This is a genomic window from Nocardia cyriacigeorgica (assembly GCF_005863245.1).
GTDB classification, from domain to species: Bacteria; Actinomycetota; Actinomycetes; order Mycobacteriales; family Mycobacteriaceae; genus Nocardia; species Nocardia cyriacigeorgica_C.
This window is the reverse complement of record NZ_VBUT01000005.1, coordinates 114,290-133,644: the sequence shown is the minus strand read 5'-3', so window position 1 is coordinate 133,644 and position 19,355 is coordinate 114,290. Positions and strand designations below refer to the sequence as shown.

At 67.5% G+C, this 19,355-nt stretch carries 21 protein-coding genes; 9 read left to right on the top strand and 12 right to left on the bottom strand.

Features of this window, described 5'->3' with window-relative positions; genetic code table 11:
- Positions 1-120: 120 nt before the first annotated feature.
- The 4 genes from FEK34_RS13795 to FEK34_RS13775 all read right to left on the bottom strand — a co-directional run bounded on the left by FEK34_RS13795 (position 121) and on the right by FEK34_RS13775 (position 4,428).
- Positions 121-1,161 carry a zinc-binding alcohol dehydrogenase family protein gene (locus FEK34_RS13795; RefSeq protein WP_138448575.1) on the bottom strand — a complete coding sequence of 347 codons (1,041 nt, stop codon included), beginning with the start codon at positions 1,159-1,161 and terminating at the stop codon, positions 121-123.
- Between the two features lie 107 nt (positions 1,162-1,268).
- The gene (locus FEK34_RS13790; protein WP_138448276.1) at positions 1,269-2,099 is read right to left on the bottom strand and encodes an IclR family transcriptional regulator; all 831 of its coding nucleotides are present in this window, start codon (positions 2,097-2,099) and stop codon (positions 1,269-1,271) included.
- Positions 2,100-2,217: 118 nt separating this feature from the next.
- Complete coding sequence (locus tag FEK34_RS30420) at positions 2,218-3,693, bottom strand: serine/threonine-protein kinase (RefSeq protein ID WP_249359121.1); 1,476 nt, start codon at positions 3,691-3,693, stop codon at positions 2,218-2,220.
- Positions 3,694-3,966: 273 nt separating this feature from the next.
- A complete protein-coding gene (locus FEK34_RS13775) occupies positions 3,967-4,428 on the bottom strand; it encodes a thioredoxin family protein (RefSeq protein WP_138448275.1) in 462 nt (153 codons plus the stop codon).
- 255 nt (positions 4,429-4,683) lie between these two features.
- Here FEK34_RS13775 and FEK34_RS13770 point away from each other — a divergent pair, with 255 nt between their 5' ends.
- Both FEK34_RS13770 and FEK34_RS13765 read left to right on the top strand, forming a co-directional pair.
- Positions 4,684-5,313 (top strand): maleylpyruvate isomerase family mycothiol-dependent enzyme, encoded by a 630-nt coding sequence (locus FEK34_RS13770; protein WP_138448274.1) that lies wholly within the window; start codon positions 4,684-4,686, stop codon positions 5,311-5,313.
- Between the two features lie 327 nt (positions 5,314-5,640).
- Positions 5,641-6,162, top strand: coding sequence for a DinB family protein (locus FEK34_RS13765; protein WP_138448273.1), 522 nt, complete (start codon positions 5,641-5,643; stop codon positions 6,160-6,162).
- Positions 6,163-6,287: 125 nt separating this feature from the next.
- Here the strand turns inward: FEK34_RS13765 and FEK34_RS13760 are convergent, their stop codons facing one another.
- The 3 genes from FEK34_RS13760 to FEK34_RS13750 form a co-directional block, all read right to left on the bottom strand.
- The gene (locus FEK34_RS13760; RefSeq protein ID WP_138448272.1) at positions 6,288-6,479 is read right to left on the bottom strand and encodes a hypothetical protein; all 192 of its coding nucleotides are present in this window, start codon (positions 6,477-6,479) and stop codon (positions 6,288-6,290) included.
- Positions 6,480-6,802: 323 nt separating this feature from the next.
- Positions 6,803-7,669 (bottom strand): phosphotransferase family protein, encoded by an 867-nt coding sequence (locus tag FEK34_RS13755; RefSeq protein ID WP_171048214.1) that lies wholly within the window; start codon positions 7,667-7,669, stop codon positions 6,803-6,805.
- A gap of 54 nt (positions 7,670-7,723) precedes the next feature.
- A complete protein-coding gene (locus tag FEK34_RS13750; protein WP_138448270.1) occupies positions 7,724-9,133 on the bottom strand; it encodes a helix-turn-helix domain-containing protein in 1,410 nt (469 codons plus the stop codon).
- A 156-nt stretch (positions 9,134-9,289) separates the two neighbouring features.
- On the opposite strand from FEK34_RS13750, the gene FEK34_RS13745 reads away from it, so the two are divergent.
- Both FEK34_RS13745 and cyaB read left to right on the top strand, forming a co-directional pair.
- Positions 9,290-9,613: a hypothetical protein gene (locus tag FEK34_RS13745; RefSeq protein WP_138448269.1), complete on the top strand. Its 324-nt coding sequence runs from the start codon at positions 9,290-9,292 to the stop codon at positions 9,611-9,613.
- A 241-nt stretch (positions 9,614-9,854) separates the two neighbouring features.
- Entirely contained in the window at positions 9,855-10,421 is a 567-nt protein-coding gene (gene cyaB, locus FEK34_RS13740; RefSeq protein WP_138448268.1) for a class IV adenylate cyclase, read from the top strand.
- Positions 10,422-10,498: 77 nt separating this feature from the next.
- On the opposite strand, the gene FEK34_RS13735 is transcribed toward cyaB, so the two are convergent.
- Positions 10,499-12,253 carry a 2-isopropylmalate synthase gene (locus FEK34_RS13735; protein WP_138448267.1) on the bottom strand — a complete coding sequence of 585 codons (1,755 nt, stop codon included), beginning with the start codon at positions 12,251-12,253 and terminating at the stop codon, positions 10,499-10,501.
- 173 nt (positions 12,254-12,426) lie between these two features.
- Here FEK34_RS13735 and FEK34_RS13730 point away from each other — a divergent pair, with 173 nt between their 5' ends.
- The 3 genes from FEK34_RS13730 to FEK34_RS13720 are packed head-to-tail and all read left to right on the top strand — an operon-like array spanning position 12,427 to position 14,515.
- A complete protein-coding gene (locus FEK34_RS13730; RefSeq protein ID WP_138448266.1) occupies positions 12,427-13,098 on the top strand; it encodes a FadR/GntR family transcriptional regulator in 672 nt (223 codons plus the stop codon).
- A complete protein-coding gene (locus tag FEK34_RS13725; RefSeq protein WP_138448265.1) occupies positions 13,095-13,898 on the top strand; it encodes an ABC transporter ATP-binding protein in 804 nt (267 codons plus the stop codon). The genes FEK34_RS13730 and FEK34_RS13725 overlap by 4 nt, the downstream gene beginning before the upstream one ends.
- 29 nt (positions 13,899-13,927) lie before the next feature.
- On the top strand, positions 13,928-14,515 hold the full coding sequence (locus FEK34_RS13720; RefSeq protein WP_171048211.1) for an ADP-ribosyltransferase: 588 nt from the start codon (positions 13,928-13,930) through the stop codon (positions 14,513-14,515).
- A gap of 311 nt (positions 14,516-14,826) precedes the next feature.
- Here the strand turns inward: FEK34_RS13720 and FEK34_RS13715 are convergent, their stop codons facing one another.
- The 4 genes from FEK34_RS13715 to FEK34_RS13700 form a co-directional block, all read right to left on the bottom strand.
- Positions 14,827-15,339, bottom strand: a complete 513-nt coding sequence (locus FEK34_RS13715; RefSeq protein ID WP_138448264.1) for a mycothiol transferase — start codon at positions 15,337-15,339, stop codon at positions 14,827-14,829.
- Positions 15,340-15,420: 81 nt separating this feature from the next.
- On the bottom strand, positions 15,421-16,737 hold the full coding sequence (locus tag FEK34_RS13710) for a cytochrome P450 family protein (RefSeq protein WP_212748754.1): 1,317 nt from the start codon (positions 16,735-16,737) through the stop codon (positions 15,421-15,423).
- Positions 16,738-17,050: 313 nt separating this feature from the next.
- Positions 17,051-17,542, bottom strand: coding sequence for a hypothetical protein (locus FEK34_RS13705; protein ID WP_138448263.1), 492 nt, complete (start codon positions 17,540-17,542; stop codon positions 17,051-17,053).
- Positions 17,539-17,907: a hypothetical protein gene (locus FEK34_RS13700; RefSeq protein ID WP_138448262.1), complete on the bottom strand. Its 369-nt coding sequence runs from the start codon at positions 17,905-17,907 to the stop codon at positions 17,539-17,541. The genes FEK34_RS13705 and FEK34_RS13700 overlap by 4 nt, the downstream gene beginning before the upstream one ends.
- Before the next feature lie 21 nt (positions 17,908-17,928).
- Between FEK34_RS13700 and FEK34_RS13695 the strand changes: the two genes are divergently transcribed.
- Positions 17,929-18,525 carry a TetR/AcrR family transcriptional regulator gene (locus FEK34_RS13695; RefSeq protein WP_138448261.1) on the top strand — a complete coding sequence of 199 codons (597 nt, stop codon included), beginning with the start codon at positions 17,929-17,931 and terminating at the stop codon, positions 18,523-18,525.
- Positions 18,526-18,577: 52 nt separating this feature from the next.
- Positions 18,578-19,246 (top strand): PaaI family thioesterase, encoded by a 669-nt coding sequence (locus FEK34_RS13690; protein WP_138448260.1) that lies wholly within the window; start codon positions 18,578-18,580, stop codon positions 19,244-19,246.
- Positions 19,247-19,355 lie beyond the last annotated feature (109 nt).

Here is a 19,355-nt window from a genome sequence, read left to right as displayed (position 1 = left end):
GGGGCACGGTGTCGGCGGCACCGGCCCGGCCGTATCCGCGAAGGTACGAAACGTCCGGTAGCGGGTCAAGCCGGATGCGCCAACCGATATCGACTCAACGCCCAACCGTGTCCTGGCCGGTCAGGGCACGAGAACCGCCGCGCCGGCGAAACGTCCGTGCGCGAGGTCGGTGAGGGCGCGGTCGGCGGCGTCCAGCGGGTACGGGTGGGTGGTCAGGTGGATGCGGTGACGGCCTGCGGTGGCGAGGAATTCGGCGGCGTCGGTCCGAGTGTTCGCGGTGACGGAGCGAATCTCGCGTTCCCGGAACAGATGCCGCTGATAGTTCAGGGCAGGAACATCACTGAGGTGGATGCCGGCGATGGCCAGGACACCACCGCTGTCGAGGGCCTCGAGCGCGGGCGGCACCAGCGCCCCGGCGGGAGCGAACAGGATGGCCGAGTCCAGCGGTGCCGGTGGCGAATCCGTCGCTCCTTGCGCCGAGGCGGCGCCGAGGTCGAGGGCGAGTTCCCTGGCCGCGGGGTCACGGGTCATCACGTGGACCTCGGCGCCTTCGGCGATCGCGACCTGGGCGGCGATATGGGCGCTGCCGCCGAATCCGTAGAGGCCGAGACGCCCGCCCTCGGGCAGGGCGGCCCGGCGCAGAGCCCGGTAGCCGATGATCCCGGCGCACAACAGCGGTGCGGTGTCGATATCGGTGTAACCCGGCGGCAATGGAAGGGCGTAGGCGGCAGGCACCAGCGCGTATTCGGCGTATCCGCCGTCGGCGTCCCATCCGGTGTAGCGCGAATACGGGCAGAGGTTCTCGGTGCCGCGACGGCAATAGCGGCAGGTGCCGCAGGTGTGGCGCAGCCAGGCGATACCCACCCGATCCCCCACCACGAACCGGCCTCGCCCGCCGGCCTGGCCGGATTCGGCATCGGCGGCCGCATCATCGCGGGGACCCACCTCCACCACCTCGCCGACCACCTCATGCCCGGGAACCACTCCCTGCCGGTGTACCGGCAGATCACCCTCGGCCACGTGCAGGTCGGTGCGGCACACCCCGCAGGCCAGCACCTGCACCAGCAGTTCGCCGGCCGCGGGCTCGGGCCGGTCGGTCGTGGTGAATTCCAGCGGGCCGGTCTCGATCGGGCCGGGCGCACGCACCCGCCAGCACCGCATCTGCGGTGCTCTTCGGCCGCCTGCTGTGTCCATCGCACTTCTCGCATTCGACGACGAGCGGTGTGGACGGTTCTGGGACGAACATTACTCCGCGGCGGCGGACGCGATCAGAGCCGAGCCGCGAGCAGGTCCGTGGCTTCGCGCGCCAGGCTCATCAGCATGCGGGCCTGACTGCTGATGTCGGTGGCGGACCGATCGGCCCCGACGCGAGTGCTCAGCGACAGCGCCGCCACCGCCATCCCGCGCCTGCGCACCGGGACCGCGACGCAGCCGATTCCCGGCACCGATTCCTCGTTGTCGACGGCCACACCTTGGCGGTGCCGGATACGGGTCAGCTCGCGATGCAATTCGGCGCGGTCGCCGATGGTGCGTGCGGTCAGCTGCGGCAGACGGTCCCGGAACGAGGCGTCGACCACGCTCGGCTCCAGCGCGGCCAGCATGGCCTTGCCGAGGGCGGTGCTGTGCGCGGGCATCCGGCCGCCCAGGCGGGTCGGGACGTTCGCGGTGTGCCTGCCGCCCACCTTGTCCAGGTAGAGAACCTCACGCCCGTCCAGAACACCGAGGTGTCCGACGAGATCGAGGTCGCTGCGCCGGCACAGATCGTGCAATAGCGGGCTCACCGCGTCACGGATCTCGTTGTGCCCGGCCGCCAGACCGCCGAGTTCGAGCACGCGCAGGCCGAGCCGGTAGCCGCCGGGTGCGTGGGCGAGCCAGCGCAGCCGGATCATCTGATCGAGGATGCGGTGCACGGTGGAGCGCGGCAGGCCGGTGCGTTCGACCAGGTGGTGCAGGGTGAGGGTCGGCGTCGCGCCGTCGAAGGCGTCCAGGATGAGCGTCATCCGCTCGATCATCGAGACCGGAGGCTCGGGGCGTGGCGCCGGATCCTGGCCGACCCGCAACGCACCGGTCCCGGGGTGAGTCGGCACCTCGACCGTCAAGATCAACCTCCATCGTGCAGCGGGTACAGCTTAGGAGCGGTACGCCCACGGGCAGCACGGATTCGGGCGGTCGAGACCACGATCACATACCGGATGGTCTCCGTATCACACGCCGCTGTCAGTTGGGCAGCAGCGGGGTGACCAGCCTGCTGCACAGCCACCGGCCGTCGACCAGCTCCATCCGAGTGGACATCGAGATCTGCTCGGTCTCCTCGGGTTTGCCCGGCGGTGCGTTGATCTGGGTGAGCAGCACATCGACCTCGGCGACGGTGTCGGAATCGCTCATGGTCGCGGTGCATTCGGCGTCGACGGCGCGCGTACGGACCGGGTCGGAGGCGACGAGCATCCCGACCATCGGCAGCACACCCTGCGCCTGGGCTCCCCATTCGCCGGTGGCGCCGTCGTAGACGCGTTGCTCCCAGCCGTCGGGGTCGTCGTAGTCGTAGGTGGCCATCAGCTTGCTGTACTCGCAGGCCGCGTGCTCGGCGGCCGCCTGTGCGCCTGCGGGCGGAGGGGGTGTGCCGGGCGACTGCGAATCGCCGCCGCCGCGCAGCAGCACCGCGGTGATGGCGGCGACGGCGAAGATCGCGAGGGCAGTGACCGCGGCGGCCAGCGGTTTGCGTGCTTTGCGCCAGCGCGTCACCGGGGCGGGATTCGTGGCGGAAACGGTGACCGCGTTCCGGCCTGAACCGATTCCCTGAGCAATGTTCGGAGACAGCGCTGTCGGACCGGTGACCGGCGGTGCCGGACTACGCGGTGCGGTCGATGCCCGGCGGGCGGCCGCCGCCAGTTCACCACAGCTGCCGTATCTTTCGTCGCGATTCTTCGCCATGGCTCGCGCGATGACGTCGTCGAACGCCGGCGGCACGGCCGGGTTGTGCACGCTCGGACGCGGAACCGGCGCGTTGAGGTGGGCGGCGATGAGCTGGCCCGTGCTGGCGCCGGGATAGGGCAGCTCCCCCGTCAGCATGTAGTAGAGGGTGCAGCCGAGGGCGTACACATCGGCGCGGTGGTCGATGTCGGCGCGCAGCTCGAACTGCTCCGGCGCCGCATAATGGAAACTGGCGTAGAGCTCGCCGGTCCTGGTCAGGCCGTCGGCGCGGTCGAGGGCCTTGGCGATGCCGAAATCGGTGAGGTAGACCTGCCGTTGCGGACCCCATTCGAGCAGGATGTTGGCGGGCTTGACATCCCGGTGCAGGACGCCGAAGCGGTGCGCGTGATCGAGGGCCTTCGCGGTTTCCTCGGTGATCCGCACGGCGTCGGCGGGGCGGATCGGCCCCTCCCGCAGCGCGGTCGCCACATCGGTGCCCTCGACGTACTGGATCGCCATCCAGAGCCGGTCCTGCTCCTGCCCCCTGGCATACACCGCGACGATATTGGGATGCGCCAGCCGCGCCGCCGTATCCGCCTCCCGCAGGAACCGCGCCCGCACCTCGGCGTCGTCCCCGATCACCGGGCTGAGCAGCTTCAACGCCACCATCCGAGGCAGATCCCGGTCATGCGCCAGATACACCTGCCCCATGCCGCCCTCCCCGAGCAGCCGTTCGATCCGATAACCGGCGAACTCCTGCCCCACCGCCAGCCGTCGATCCACCCGCAATCCCTCCACGAAAACTGCCGCATACCTTAGCGGATGGGTGGTGATCTCCGATCGCCGTGAATTCTCGCGGCACGCACCGCGCTACGGCGCCAGGAACCGGGCGTCGCCGCAGCCGATGTCGGCCAGGTCCTCGGAGCCGTGCAGCGACAGCGCGGACACTACGTCGGCGATCGGGTAGTCCTGGCGCGCCGAGTGCCGCGCGTAGGTTTCTAGGCGGGTGCGAAGATCGCTCGGTCGGCGTACTCGCGCGCGACGTCGGAGGTCATGTCAGAGGCCGGGCCAGCCGTAGGACGCGGAGCCGGGTGCCAAGCCCGCCAGCCGTGGTGGCGTGGCCGGTTGGGCCGCGGGTTGCGGCTGTTGGGTCGGGGTGCGGGCGGCGTCGGCGATGCTGCGGCGGTAGGCGTCCATGTCCATCCAGCGGATCTGCTGGACCAGTTCTTCGAAGTGGTCGGCGGGCAGGTAGCCGGCCTGCGAATACACCAGCAGGCCTTCGCGGAACCCCATCAGCCACGGATAACTGTCCACCTGGGCCGCGGCGACCAGGCCGGATTCGGCTTCGCCGTCGACGGTCGCGTGCACGATGTCCGGATGGATCTCGGCGGAAGAGGCGTAGACCGGCGCGAAGAGGGTGCACCAGCCGCACCAGGAGGCCCAGAACTCGACCAGCACGATGTGGTTGCTCGCGATGACCTGGTCGAAGGTCTGCTGGGTCAGCGCTGTCGTCGGCATCGGTGTTCCTCCCGGCGATCGGCTCCGACCCGATCGCTCCTCGCGTGCAACCGACCTCGAATCCTCGCACAGAACGCGGTCGGTCGCGCGCCGAAACCCACCCTTCCACGCACCCTTACGCCCCGGCCGGGCGCTGCGTCGGGACGGCGCCGATATCCACCCCGGCTCACCGATGAATTCCGCCGCCTCGCCCGGTCCTATCCCTGAGCGGCCGGTGTGCGCAGCCGGCCGACGCGCGACGAACAGGAGCAGACGATGACCGATACCGAAGTCCGGGCAGCGATCGCTGAGCAGCGTCGATATTTGACCGAGGTGCTCGGCGGGCTGGACGAGGCGGGCTGGGACGCGCCGACGCTGTGCGAGGGGTGGCGGGTGCGCGAAGTCGTCGCCCATATCACCATGCCGTACCGGCTCTCGCTGCCCCGGTTCGTGCTCGGCATGATCAAGGCAGGCGGCAATTTCAACCGCATGTCCGATCGCAGCGCCCGCGCCGACGCGGCCGAACTCACCTCGTCACAGCTGCTGACCTGCCTGCACGACAACGTGAACCATCCATGGAAGCCGCCGGGTGGTGGGTATGTCGGCGCGCTCAGCCACGACGTCGTCCACGGTCTGGACATCACCGTCGGCATCGGCCTCGACGACGTGCTGCCCGAGCATCGGCTGCGGCCGGTACTGGAATCGGTGCGGCCGAAGCAGGTGAAGTACTTCGGCGTCGACCTCGATGGAATTCAGTTGCGCGCCGACGACCTCGATTGGTCCTACGGCACTGGCACCCCACTCACCGGTCGTGCCCAGGACCTGCTGCTGGTGTTGTCTGGGCGCACGCTCCCGGCCGGTCATCTGCACGGCCCAGCGGCCGAGCGGTTCAGTACCAGCCGATAGCCGGTCAGCTCGGCGGCGCCCGGCCCACTCACCTGCGTGGTGGCCGACAGTCGTCACGCACGGGGGAGCCGATTCTGATCAACGGCACCTACGCCGCGGCCGCACTCTGGCCCCGTCAGGAGGCCGTGTCGACGCTTCGGCCCGACCGGTGTCGTTCCCCGTCGCAGCGCTTACCGCCCCTGGTCCCCCGGCCGGGCACCATCGACGTCGTGCGCACCGGCGGCACCGCTCGCTGACTCACCGCACGGACCGTGTGTGCCGCCCCGGATGTCCGGCACGGCCGGAATTCATCCCACGCCTGCGATGCCCGCGCGGTACAGTCCCCCGGTGGCATGGATCGCCCCCGAGATCGATCGGATCGAGACGTTGTCCGTGGCCGACGAGCGGCCGATGTTGCAGTCGTGGCTGGACTACCACCGCCAAACGCTGCTGTTGAAGTGCGCAGGCCTCGACCCCGCCCAACTCGCCCAACGCTGCGTCGCCCCATCGAAGATCTCCCTGCACGGCCTCATCCGCCACCTCACCGAGAACGAACGCGGCTGGTTCCGCATCACCGCCGCCGCCGAACCCCTCGACTACCTCTACTGCTCCGAAACCAACCCCGACGGCGACTTCGACGACGTCCCCACCGCCGACCCCGCCACCGATTTAGCCACCTACCACCGCGAACGAGCCCTCGCCGACGCAGCCGTAGCGCCGCTGCCCCTCGACCACCGCTGCCACCACCCGGTCACCGGCACCGAATACACCCTCCGCTGGATCTACCTGCACATGATCGAGGAATACGCCCGCCACAACGGGCACGCCGACTTTCTTCGCGAGCGGATCGACGGGCGGACGGGGCAGTAGGCAGTGGCAATTGCGCGCAACGCCGCGCGGCGCCGCCGAATCCGAACCTGAGGGTGCGGTCCTCGCGACCGATCATCGCGCCGCCGATCGGCAGGTCGCGGAGAGCACGAGACCGCCGACGAGAATCAGGGTGAACTATCGGAGTCAGATCCGAACACGTGCTCACGCATCAGCCTGGTACCCGACCGGGCGGTCTCGATGACATGCACCGCCATCCGGCCTGTCAGCCCCAACCGTTTCGCCAGCTCGAGCGGCACTGCGTCGGCGTCGCCAACCAGATCGACCAGCAAACCTGTTACGGGCCTGCTCAGCAGCATGTAGCTCGTCTTGTGCCCGCTGAAACGCCTCGGACGGGTCGGAGCGGCGGCCTCCACCGATATAGGTCGGCTTCGATCCGTCGAACGCCGCGCGCGCCCGTGCGATCCGCTTCATGACCAGCGGCTCGCGGGGGTCCACGGGGTAAGTCACACCGTGAGGATATTGCAGATCGGCCAACCGGCCATGCAGCTCGCGAACGGACCGGAAGCCGACCCATGGTGACATCTGCCGCAGCTCCGGCCGGATCGATTCCACTAGGCGCGATGATCGTTCTCGGGCCCGGAAATGGCCTCGTCGTTGCCGATTCGCGTTGAGCAACTAGTTATGTCAGCGACCGCCGCGGCTGGTACTGGCTCCACGATGTGGTCCGGTTTCCTGCGCGTATGTCGTGGACCCGCTGTCGCAACCGTCCTGCATGTTCGGGCGATGCGGCTGCCCGGCGGAGCGGTCCGCTCACTTGGACAAGGTCACGCATGTCGAGCAGAACTGGGTAGCCCGTCCATTCGCGGAGGTCGTATCCGTATTCGGCGATAAAGTCCGAGACCCACGATTCATCTCGGCCGTATCGGACGGTGGCGTGCCAGGTGGGTATCAGGTCTACTTCACGTGGCCCAATACTCACCCAGTCCCAATCACCCAGCAGCGCCTGGGGTGGACTTATGCTGCTGTCCCACAGCAAGTTTCCCGCCCATGCGTCCCCGTGTATCAACCCGGTTCCCAGTGGCCAGTTCAGTTCCCTCAGCTCCTTGCGGATCTCCTCGACCCGCTGAACCAGCCAGTCCCGTTCTTCTGCCGTGATCGCTGTCTGGTTCTCGACGTCGTGCAGCGCTGCGTGTAGCGATTCGAGTGGAACCCACTGATGCAGATCAATCGTCGGCGCTGGAAGGTCGTGCAGCGTGCGCAGTAACCTGCCCAGCTCTCTCGAGGTCGGTTCATGGAGCCCGGCTTCCTGCGGGTAGTACTGCCAGAAGCCAACCGTGTAGCCCCTCGCATGAACAGGCGTCACGTTCGACAGCGGAGCGGTCGCACCGAAACCTTGTGCGGTCAACCACCGAGCCACCTCATAGGTCCGGGTGTGCCGATCGAGATCTGCTTCATCGGCACTGACGCGAGCGACAGCCGCATGCCGAGGAAGCACGTACACCGCGTTACTCGAGTGATGGATCAGTTCAGCGCCCGCCGCGTCCAAGCCCCGCACACCACACGCGTACCTGAGTGCTGCGTGCTCCCTCGATGACATGCCCTACCCAATCAATGCGACGGTCGATCGAAACTCATGCTCGACTTCCTTGACTACAGCCATTTCAGCGTAGGGGGCGAGCCGTCGCCGTACGGCATTGATCGCCTCGATCCCCCGGGCACTTGTCAGCCCGCGGGCCGCGACCATGGTGTTCCCGAGCACGCGGCACGCCTGCTCGACATCGACTGGTGCGCCGTCCGAGCCATCGCGGGTGTCGGGCACGAACGAGCCCGCCAACGTCGAGCCCGCCAGCACATGACGACGTTCCATGCCGGCCGAATCGGCCAGCACCACCGGCGCCCATTGCTGGACGTCCCGTGTTCGGCCGGCGTCGTGAGCGGCGTACATGAACTCGGCTGACAGCTGCCGGTCGGTGAAGAACCGGATCCAGTCCGGTTCGTCATCCGGCCGCGCCCGACTCAACTGGCGTTCGGCCTCAGCCATTGCCTGCGCGCTGGCGGGCGTATCCCCGCCGAGTGCGTGCGCACGTGCCAGCAGTGCATTGCACCTCGCAGTCGTACTCGGTGAACCGGACTGTTCGGCAGCCCGGACCGCTGCCGAACCGAACCGGATGGCCTCGGGTGCACGGCGGAGGTAGTGCGCCTGCATCGACATATCGGTGAGTATGTGCGCCCCGAGCGCAGCATTCCCGCTGGCTTTGGCCAGCCGTAGCGCTTGCCGGAAGTACCTTTGGCCGAGTCCCTGTCGCGCCGAATCGAAGCACATGAAGCCGCTCAGGTCGCACAACCGCGCGGCGACCGCGTACAGGTCACGCCCCGTGCGATTGTCGTAAGTGCCGTGCAGTGCTGGCTTGACGACATCGTCTAGAAATCTCGCCAAGGTCGACCGAGCGTATCCACCGCCCAGATGATGATCGGTGTTGGCGAACACATCGCACATCGACCACATGACCGCGATATCCGCCGCACCAACCCGTCGGGGGGATTCACCTGCCGAGAACGCCGGGATTGTTTCGTCCAACCATTCGCGCACCGGGTCACATTCGTCCAGACCCAGCCACTGCGAGTGGTCATCGCCAGCAACCAGGGGTTCCTGTGATTCCGCTTGCGCTACTGGCGGATTCATGTCCAGCCACATTCGCTCGAACACCCCACCGGTGTCCAGTGCTTTGTCCATTCGCTGCGCGAAGTCACGCGTCGGCCGTCGTTGCGCCTTTTCGATCTTGCCGATCAGCGAACCGCTGTCGTGGCTGATCGAGCCGAGCCGTTCCAAGGACAACCTGCGCAGCAACCGCCAGTGACGCAACTCCGCCCCGAAGAACCTCTGCGCCGATTCCATCGCGGCCAGCTCGCGCGGTTGTTGGGCCATCAGTTCATCGTCTGTGACCTGGCCCTTTCGGGCCGGGATCGAACCTGCCTCGGATGCGGACAGTTTCGTGTCCGCATCAAACATATACCGACCCGAGTGCCCTCCGTCACAGACTGAATCAGCGTCCGGCGCCGGGCCGATGTCGGTTCCCTTGGCACACCGACCAGCAGTGCCGTTGATCGGAGGCGTTAGCCCCCGGTGCCGGGCGCGCGCCGAATCGACGAGGACAGAGAGGATTCGATGAGATTCTCCGGGCTGGGCGCGCCCAATCCGACGGCGCTCGGGTGGATCGACCCGTGTTCGCCGGTCAGCGACTGGGATGCGGCACAGGTGCGCAGGCTTGCACGGCGTCTGGGATACGAACTGCGGTGGGCTGATTCCGCATCAATACTCGGCTTGTTTCAACAAGTTCAGGCCGCAGGCGCCGACACCGTGCTGCTGCCCTCCACAGCCCACGTCGACGCGATGACATTGAACCGCCTCATGACCATCGCAGATGTCGAATGTGCCGCTCCCCGCGCTTCGTTCGCGCGTTGGTACAGCGTGGGCGGAATACAGCGGTGAACTGGGCGACTGTCGGCCTCGGGTTCGTGGTCGCGCTTCCCCTCGCCGTTGTGCTCGGAGTGATCTTCTGGCCGTCGGATTATGACGATTGATTGCGTACCGCACGCGGAGAGTCATACTTGCTCGAACCATGGCAGCGATCCGGCATCAGGCTGGTGTCCTGCACCATGCGTTCACGCGTCAGCTCGAACAATCGGTGATAACAGCGCGGCGACTCGTGTGAGATCGGAGGGTTCGTATCGTGATCGAAGCGGAGTACAAAGCGCGGCTGGTGAATCCGGCGGGCGTGCGGAAGCTGCTGGCGGATCGGGCTGACGCCGAGCGTGTCGAGTACCGCGACACCTACTTCGACGACGCGGAACGTTCACTGAGCCGCGGTGGTCGTGAGTGCCGGTTGCGCACGATCACCGGCCCGGATGGCGCTCGGCATCTGTTGACGTTCAAAGACCCGACGGTCGATTCCGCTACCGGTTCCAAGCCGGAGTTCGAGACGGTGATCGGTGACCGTGCTGCGATGGAGCAGATCATCGCGCGACTCGGGTTGCGAGCGGTGATTTCGTTCAGCAAGGCCTGCGAGAATTTTCGGTTCGTCGCGGACGGACGGCAAGTACTTGCCACCCTCGTGTCCGTTCCGGAACTCGACGGGCAGTTCCTGGAACTCGAGACGATGGTGTCGGAGGAGGCCGAGTTACCGGAAGCGCTCAGGCATCTCGAATCCCTGTTGGCGGAGCTCGGAGTGTCAGCCGACGAGTTGACGACTGAGCTGTACACGGATGCGGTTGCTCGCCGCCGGGATTCCGGGCGATGACCGAACACCGGCGACACGTGCCATCCGAATGAACCGTGCGGTGCGGTGATCCGGCCGCTCACCGCACCGCCCGACCGTCAGACCGCGGAGTGCATCACCGCGTTCGCGGCGCGGATGACGGCTGACGTTGTCGCGGCGACCACGGAATCGCTACGACCGCAGGACCAGCCGGTTCGGCCGTTGATCCGGAACTCGAGGTAGGTGATGGCGTCGCCTGTGCTGAGGGACTGCTGGTGCAGGGTCAGGACTTCGACCGGGCGGCCGATCTCTCCGAGCGCGGTGGTGAGGGCGTCGACCGGTCCGATACCGCGGTGTTCTGTGGTGTGGGTGCGGCCGTCGGCGCTCAGGGTGAGCGTGGTGGTGGAATCATCGGTCTGCAAGTGATCGAGTCGCACGCCCGCGGTGTCGGCCAGATACACCTGGTCGAACAGCTCCCGCAGCTCGCCCGCGGTGACTTCCGCACCGGTTCCATCGGTGTGTTCCTGCACATGCCGGGCGAAATCGATTTGCAGGCGGCGTGGCAGGTCCATGCCGTATTCGGTGTGCAGCAGGTAGGCGATGCCGCCTTTGCCGGATTGGGAATTCACTCGGATGACGGCGTCGTAGCTGCGGCCGAGGTCGGCGGGGTCGATGGGCAGGTACGGGACCTGCCAGTCGAGGTCGCGTTCGGCGCGGCCGGTGGCGGCGGCGCGGGCTCGGTGTTCGGCGAAGCCCTTGTTGATGGCGTCCTGATGGGTGCCGGAGAAGGCGGTGTGCACCAGGTCGCCGACGTAGGGGTGGCGTTCGGGGACGGGCAGGCGGGTGCAGTACTCGACGGTGCGGCGGATCTCGTCGATATCGGAGAAGTCGATCATCGGGTCCACGCCTTGGGCGTGCAGGTTCAGGGCGAGGGTGGCGATGTCGACGTTGCCGGTGCGTTCACCGTTGCCGAACACGCAGCCCTCCACCCGTTGCGCACCGGCCAGCATGGCGAGTTCGGCGCAGGCGATGCCGGTTCCGCGATCGTTGTGCGGGTGCACCGACAGGATGACGCTGTCTCGCCGCGCAAGCGTGCGATGCATGTATTCGATCTGGTCGGCGTACACATTCGGCGTCGCCACCTCCACCGTCGCAGGCAGGTTCAGGATGACCGGACGGTCGGGCGTCGCATCCCACAGCTCGGTCATCGCATCGCAGATATCGCGGACATATCCGGGTTCGGTCAGATTGAACACCTCAGGTGAGAACTCGAATCGCACGTTGGGCAGATCGCCGGCGAACTCGAGCACGTCGCGTCCACCGGCCAGGATCAGTTCGCGCAGCTCGCGAGTGTCCTTGCCCAGCACGGTATTCCGCCATACCGGGGCGGTCGCGGTGTACATGTGGATGACAACCTCGTTGCGCAGCCCCCGCACCGACGCGACGGTTCGTTCGATCAGATCCCGCCGGGCGGGCGTGAACACCACAATGGTGACATCGGACGGCGCGATATCGGTGTCGGCCAGCAACCGCACGAAGTCGAAGTCGGTCTGCGAGGCCGACGGATAGCCGACCTCGATCTCCTTGTACCCCATGGCGACCAGCAGTTCGAAGAAGCGCCGTTTGCGTGCGGGATCCATGGGTTCGGCGAGTGATTGATTTCCGTCGCGCAGGTCGACCGGCACCCACAGGGGCGCCTGGGTGATCTGCGCGGTGGGCCAATCACGTTGTACGAGAGGAATATCCACACGCTGGTAGACGTTGCGGTAGCGGTGCGAGGGCATCTGCGAATGCCGCTGCCGATTCCACGCCGCAGCATGCGACGGGATATCGCCCGCGGGCGTGTCGATGGTGGGAAATGCACGCGATGTCATGGTTCTGCTTCCTGGCCGTGCGGCCGTCACGAAAATGAGGTGACCGGCCGACGACGAAACCCCACGGCGGGGTGGCCGATCGGTCAGGCCCCGCCGTGGCGGTCGAGGAGCAGGCGGTGCGCGAGCATGGCCTAGACTATCACAACTCCTCAGACAAGTAGAGAGGTTCGTGGATGGACAGCCAGGTGAGGCGTCACCCGCTGGCCGAGCAGGCGGCCGAACTTCTGCTCACCAGAATCCGCGCCGGTGAGTGGCCGCTGGGGCATCGACTCCCCGGTGAGACGACGCTGGCCGCGCAGCTGGGTGTCGGACGATCCACCGTCCGGGAGGCGATCCGCGAACTCGCGGGCAAGGGTGTGCTGACCAGTCGCCAGGGAGCGGGAGTATTCGTCACGGCGCTCGATGTCAGCGAGGACTGGGACATCGTGCTGCGTCGCGCCACCATCGCGGCGGTGATCGAGGCGCGCATCGCCATCGAAGCCGAGGCGGCGGCCCTGGCCGCCCATCGTCGCACCCCGGCCGACCTGCGGGCCATCCGGCGCGCGCTGGCGGCCCGCAGCATCGAGGGCCAGACGGTGGCCGAGCACGTCGACGCCGATATGCGGTTCCACCGCGCGGTCCTGGTGGCCGCCCACAACGACATCCTGGTTCAGCTGTTCGACGCGTTCCTGCCGCGTCTGCGGCTGGCGATGATCGACATGCTCGAGATCCGCCCGGTCCCCTCCGAGCGCGCCGACCACGCCGCCCATGAACAGCTCGCCGATGCCATTGCAGCCCGAAATCCTATGGCGGCAGCGGAATTCAGCCGTACCCACCTCACCGCCCTGAAGGAGGCCTTCTCGTGACCGCACCGGTGCTCGATCTCACCGAGGTAACCTTCCGGCGCGAAGGCAAGCAGATCCTCGACGGCATCTCACTGACCGTGCACGCCGGCGAACACTGGGCGCTCCTCGGACCCAACGGTGCGGGCAAGAGCACCCTGCTCGGCTTGTGCGGTGCCGTCAGCCACCCGACGTCCGGCACGGTCCGGGTGCTGGGCGAACAACTGGGCCGCGTGGAGTTGCAGCGCCTGCGCCGGTCCATCGGGCATGTGAACCCACGCCATCCCCTGCGCTACCCCCTGACGGTGCGCGAGGTCGTGCTCACCGGCCTCACCGGCACCATCGACACCCCGATGCGCTGGAGCCCGTCGGCCGACGACCTGGCCCGCACCCACGCCATGATCGACACCGTCGGCCTGTCCGGAAAAGCCGACGAGGTGTGGCCGACACTCTCGCAGGGCGAGCGCGGCCGCACCCTCATCGCCCGCGCGCTCATCGCCGAGCCGCGCCTGCTGCTGCTCGACGAACCGTCCACCGGCCTCGACGTCGCCGCCCGCGAGCAGCTGCTCGAAACCATCGACGCCCTCGACCGCACCCACCCGGAGGTGGCATCGATCCTGGTAACCCACCATCTCGAAGAACTGCCGAGCACGACCACACATGCCCTGCTGATCACCGACGGCCGCACAGTCGCCTGCGGCACCGCCGACGCCACCATCACCACCGACACGATCTCAGCGACCTTCGCTCACCCCGTCGAGGTGCACCGCACCCACAACCGCTGGACCGCCCGCTCCCCCATCCCCGACACTGTCCGGGTGTAAGTGCCCATCGGCCCGATAGACTACGAGGCGTGACAGAGCAAGGGGGGCAACAGCATTGGCAGTCATTCGACACATTGCCGTTGGCATCGGCAGAGCTCGCCGGACAGACTCCCGACCGACTGACAGATAACGAGCGCGCCGAGATCGAAGCCTACGCGCTCGGAGGTTTCGAGCTGGTCAACGCGGCGATGCGCGGACTGACACCGATGACTCCCAGCATCGAGCGCCGGATCATCGCGATCCGATCCGGCCTGCGCCGCTATCCGCTACCCACCGCCGTCCGCGTGACCCGGGAGACGGAAGCAGACCTATACGGCATCGTCGATGCAGCCTCCGCTCTGGCCTTGATCGATCAGGAATTCGTTGAGGACGCATTCCTGTCGACTTCCGGCGTCGACGTCCCGCCACGCTCACTTCGCCATCGCCACCCGGTGATACTCGAACTGGTCGTGCCGGCCGGAACTCCTGCGCTCCGGCTGGGCGAGCTCGCGGAGGTCCGCGAAGAGCGGGAGGTCCTGGTGATCGACGCGCGGCGGTACTTCATCATGGATGTGTACTTCGATCAAACGCGTAGTATGTGGCGTATTCAGGCGACCGTAATGGAGGAACCGCAATGAGCGCGTTGACCAGGGATGAGCTGCGGCCCCGACGTGTTCCCCTGACCCCCGAACAGGTCCGCCAACGCAGGGAACAGGCCGAATCGATCCTCGCCGGGAAACGGCCCGCCAAAGCTAACAGCTCGACCAAGAACAGCAAATCAAGCGACCGATAAATCCTCACACCACCCAGCCGGCCCGGATCGGCGATCAATGACGGTTCCGACCGGTGGTTCATCGGTAGTCGATGGCCGCGCGTCGGCGTCGTGAGCTGCTGACAAGCCGGGCGGTCGTGTTGGCCGCTAGCGATCAGCCGGATCGATCGTACCGAACTACCTGCGCCGCAACACGATTCCGCGAATGAACGCCGCCTGCCCGGAATGCTGGATGTCGTCGTCGATGACGCTGATCAGCCGTACGCCGAGCGTCACCGGCGGGTCCCAGCGGGTATCGACCACCCGCGGCAGGTCGGCGTCGGTGAGGCCGGAGACGTAGTCGACGGTCTGGGCGTGCACCGCGTCGTGGTATCCGAGCAGCAGCTCTGCCGACATGCCGGCGAGTGCGTCGACGTCGGTGGTGCTGTGCCCGTACCCGGTGTCGCCGTCGGGGAACGGCAACCCGAATCGCCCCGCCCATCCGTCGCGCGTCCACACCTGCTCGGTCCCCGCGACATCGGCGATGTGATCGTCCTGCACACGGGTCAGATGCCACACCAGCCACGCGATCGAATTGGCCTGCGCGTCCAGCCGAACCCCCAGCTCAGCACCAGTCAACCCCTCGACCGCCCCATGCACGTTCTCCCGGATCCGCCCGAATCCGTCGATCAACAACTCAGCACTGGTCATATAGAGCTCCAAGGTCCGCGTCTCGGCGCCTATTCCCCGATCCACGGGCCGACTCGAACGAATCGGCCCGCGACCGGATACTCAGTTCATCGAATACCGCGCGTCCGCACCGGCTGCGGCGACCGTTTCCGTGCCGCCGAGGCGCACCGGAAGTTCGGCGAGCCCCCGGATCAGCAAACTCTTGCGCCAGCGCAGATCGCCGAACTCGGCGTCCAGCGACATCGCCGGGATGCGGTCGAGCAGGCGGGTGAGGGCGATGGTGGCCTCGGTGCGGGCCAAGGCGGCGCCGAGGCAGTAGTGGATGCCGTGACCGAAGGCGATATGGCGGTGGTCGGTGCGGCCGGGATCCATGCGGTCGGGCTCGGTGAACAGGCGCGGATCGCGGTTGGCGGCGGCGAGGGAGATCATGATGAATTCGCCGGCCTCGATATCCTGTCCGCCCAACGTGATCGGCGCCGTCGTGTAGCGCGCGGTGGCCAGATGCACCGGGCCCTGACAGCGCAGCACCTCGTCGAGGAAGGCCGGAATCCCGTCCGGATCGCGGCGCAGCCGCTCGGCGGTGACCGGATCGCGCAGCAGCTCGAGCACCGCGTTGCCGATGAGGTTTACGGTGGTTTCGTGACCGGCGGCCAGCAGCAGGAACAGCATCGCAATCAGTTCCTGCTGGTCGAGCCGGTCGTCGTCGTCCTTGGCGATGATGAGCTCCGACAGCAGATCCTCACGCGGATCGTCGGTGCGGGCGGCGATCAGCTCGGTCAGGTAGGTGAAGAAGCTGATCCCGGCGGTGGTGCGGTCCTCGATGGGCGCGGAATCGTTGACCAGAACGGCTGTCCAGGAACGGAAGTCGTCCTTGTCGTCGTCGGGCACGCCGAGCAGCTCGCAGATCACCGCGATCGGCAACGGGAAGGCGTAGCTGTCGAGCAGGTCGACGGCCTCGCGTCCGGCCATATCGTCGAGCAGGGCGTCAGCGAGTTCGGTGATGCGCGGGCCGAGCTCACGGATGGCGCGGCCGGCGAAGGCTTTCGACACCAGTTTGCGGAGCCGGTTGTGTTGCGGCGGGTCGGCGAAGAGCATGTTGTCGTTGATGGCGGCGTTGAACATCTCGCCGGCACCGTGTTTGGCCAGGATCGCTTGGCCTTCCGGTGATCCGATCCGCTTGCTGATGCTCGGCTCGACGAAGGCCTGTTTGGCGACCTCGTGGTCGACGACCAGCCAGCCCACCACCCCGTCCAGCCGGATCCGGTGGATCGGTCCGCGTGCGCGAAGCGTCCGGTAGACGGCGTGCGGATCCTGATAGAACTCGTCGGTCAGCTCGAGAATCTGGTGCGCGGCGGTCACGAACGACCACCGTCCCGCGCTGCCGCGTCCGGCCATGAATCCAGGGAGTGCACGTGCCACAGTCCTTTCCACGTTCGAACAGTTCTGACGAGTGCCCGTGCGGACCTGATTCAGCGCACGGTCCGCGCGGAAATCGCGACGGGCAGTGTGGCGCTACGAGCTATCGATCAGGTCTGCGACGGTGCGTGGTCGAGCAGTGTCGATCGGTGTGACGCGGAAAAGCCCGGTGCTGCGACCGGAGTGGGCCGACGGCATCTCGATTACCTGCCGTCGCGGCCGCTTTTCCGGGTGACATCATTGCACGGCCACCCGGACCGGTTTCAGCGGATCGGTGAAAGCAGGCCCGACCATGCCGGATTCGACGGTGTGGTGCTCAGCCGCTCGCGGCCTCGGCTTCGGCCAGCTCCTGGAGCGTGCGCAACTGTTTGCGCATCATGATCACATCGCCGAGGGCGAGCACCCGGCCGATCAGAGCCGGCCCACCGAAGCGGACCCGGGCGACGAGCCGGGTGCCCGCCCCCTCCGGCCGCACCGCGTACGTCACGCAGATGTCGCCGGCGCGCAAGGTCACATGCCTGCCGAGGGCGAACGATTCCAGATCGAACTGGCCCATGAAGCGCTGCCCGGCCGCGAGTTCTGTCAATTGCGGATCACGCACCCGTGGACTGGATTTCCAGCGATTGCCGATGCGATAGCTGTAGGTGGCCACCCGCATCTGGCACAGCCAGGAGAACACCAGAGCGGGCGGGGCGGCGATGCTGATGGCGCGGTCGGCGACGACGGCGGCGTCGGGTTCGAGTTCATCGCAGGGCAGCGGCGCGTCGCGTTCGGCTTCGGTGGCGCCCCACACCAGTCCGGCGTTCATGCCGCCGCCACGATGCGGGCGAGCAGCCTGCGCACCACCAGCTTGTGCCCGCCGGTGCCGATCACCAGCGCCCGGTAGATCGAACCGGCGAGGCCGGGGAATTCGGCGCGGGTGATGGCACGCACGACGGTGCGGCGCGGGCCGTCGTCGTCGAGTTCGAAGGTGAGGCTGTAGCGGGAGAAGGGGTGGCTGCCGGCGAGGGCGAGCCGGCGCGGCGGATCGGCCTCCTCCAGCGCGAATCCGGCGGGCACGGTCGACGGATCGGCCGGGTCCTTGCAGACAACTTTCAGCAATGCTTTCCAGGTCCGGTCGCGGTTGGCGTCGACCGATCTGGCATGCTCATCGATATAGGGCAATCGCTCCATATGGAAGGAACGTACTAGTACATGGCTCCACCCCGCAAGCACGACACCGATGTGATCCTCGACGCAGCCCGCGCCCTGGTCCTTGCCGAGGGGCCGCGCGCGGCGAGCGTGGCCGCCATCGCCGACGCCAGCGGCGCGCCGGTGGGCACGCTCTACCACCGTTTCGGCAACCGCAACGGCGTGCTCACCGCCGCGTGGATTCGCGCGCTCGAACGCTTCCAGGACCGGGTCAAGGCCGCCGCCGACGAGCCCGATCCGCTCGCGGCCGGGGTCGCCATGGCGCGCGCGGCGATCGGATTCGGCCGTGACCTGCCCGAGGATGCCCGGCTGCTGCTCAGCCTGCGGCCCAGCGATCTGCTCGACGGCAGCCCGGACGAGGAGTTCGGCGCGCGGCTGGCCGGGATGAACGCACCGCTGATCGAGCATCTGCGGCGGATCGCCACGGGCTTGACCGGGCGTGCCGGTGACCGTGAGGTGGACGCCGTCAGTCGCGCGATCGTCGACCTGCCCTACGCCGCGTTGCGCAGGCACGCACACGCACCCGAACTCCCGGAGTGGCTCGAGGAAGACGTCACCGCCGCAGCGCGCACCCTGCTCGAGTCGTTGCGCACCGGCTGAACCGCCCGCCCCGGTCACCGAGCATTCGGCGGGCTACCGATAACGTGTTCTCATGACCGAAGACCTGGCCGGCAGCGCACTGCCCGACGCCGAGCATCACGAGGGCGGCTTCCGGCCCATGTCGGAGCTCATCGACGCGGCCAAGGATGCCGACATCACCCGCGGTGGTCCGCATTACGGCGCGTTCATCGAGGAAGTCCGCAGGCTCATGGACCGCGTGCGGCTGTCGTGCCCCTCCGATGAGCTCGCGGTGGAGACGATCGGCGTCCTCAAAGAGCTCAACGACCGCCTCGACGCCGCCGTCGTCGACGAATGGTCGGCGCCCACCTGGACCCGGGCGGATCTGCCCGCACGCGGCAACATCACCATCCCGCCGTATGTGATCGACAAGGCGAGCAAGGACGGCGTCGAGGCCAGGATCACCTTCCGCACCTTCCACCTCGGCGGCAATGCCGCGGCCCACGGCGGCCAGATCGTGGTCGGTTTCGACGACCTGCTCGGCATGGCGGCGGCCCTCTACGCGGGCGGCGTCACCCGCACCGCCTCGCTGACCGTCGACTACCGCTCCATCACCCCGCTCAACAAGGAACTGTCCTTGCGCACCTGGGCCGAGCGCCGCGACGGCCGCAAGGTGTATGTGCGCGCGACCTTGCACGACGGCGAGCGCCTGTGCGCCGAGGCCAACGGGCTGTTCATCGTGCTCAAGCCCGGCCAGCCCTGATCGTGCGATCGGCCGTTGCGGATGGTGGAGACCGGATCACCGCTGCCGTCCGCGGCAACCTTCAGATCCTCGCAAGGTGTGCGCAACGCCGGGCGTAGCTCGCGGCAGC

Excerpts from the sequence above, each read along its gene's own strand:
- FEK34_RS13750 (WP_138448270.1), bottom strand. The coding sequence starts at position 9,133 with ATGTTTGATGCGGACACGAAACTGTCCGCATCCGAGGCAGGTTCGATC.
- FEK34_RS13795 (WP_138448575.1), bottom strand. The coding sequence starts at position 1,161 with ATGCGGTGCTGGCGGGTGCGTGCGCCCGGCCCGATCGAGACCGGCCCG.
- FEK34_RS13700 (WP_138448262.1), bottom strand. The coding sequence starts at position 17,907 with ATGGAGCGATTGCCCTATATCGATGAGCATGCCAGATCGGTCGACGCC.
- FEK34_RS13690 (WP_138448260.1), top strand. The coding sequence starts at position 18,578 with ATGACCGAAGACCTGGCCGGCAGCGCACTGCCCGACGCCGAGCATCAC.
- FEK34_RS13705 (WP_138448263.1), bottom strand. The coding sequence starts at position 17,542 with ATGAACGCCGGACTGGTGTGGGGCGCCACCGAAGCCGAACGCGACGCG.
- FEK34_RS13735 (WP_138448267.1), bottom strand. The coding sequence starts at position 12,253 with ATGACATCGCGTGCATTTCCCACCATCGACACGCCCGCGGGCGATATC.
- FEK34_RS13695 (WP_138448261.1), top strand. The coding sequence starts at position 17,929 with ATGGCTCCACCCCGCAAGCACGACACCGATGTGATCCTCGACGCAGCC.
- FEK34_RS13745 (WP_138448269.1), top strand. The coding sequence starts at position 9,290 with ATGAGATTCTCCGGGCTGGGCGCGCCCAATCCGACGGCGCTCGGGTGG.
- FEK34_RS13770 (WP_138448274.1), top strand. The coding sequence starts at position 4,684 with ATGACCGATACCGAAGTCCGGGCAGCGATCGCTGAGCAGCGTCGATAT.
- FEK34_RS13730 (WP_138448266.1), top strand. The coding sequence starts at position 12,427 with ATGGACAGCCAGGTGAGGCGTCACCCGCTGGCCGAGCAGGCGGCCGAA.
- FEK34_RS13760 (WP_138448272.1), bottom strand. The coding sequence starts at position 6,479 with ATGCTGCTGAGCAGGCCCGTAACAGGTTTGCTGGTCGATCTGGTTGGC.
- FEK34_RS13775 (WP_138448275.1), bottom strand. The coding sequence starts at position 4,428 with ATGCCGACGACAGCGCTGACCCAGCAGACCTTCGACCAGGTCATCGCG.
- FEK34_RS13715 (WP_138448264.1), bottom strand. The coding sequence starts at position 15,339 with ATGACCAGTGCTGAGTTGTTGATCGACGGATTCGGGCGGATCCGGGAG.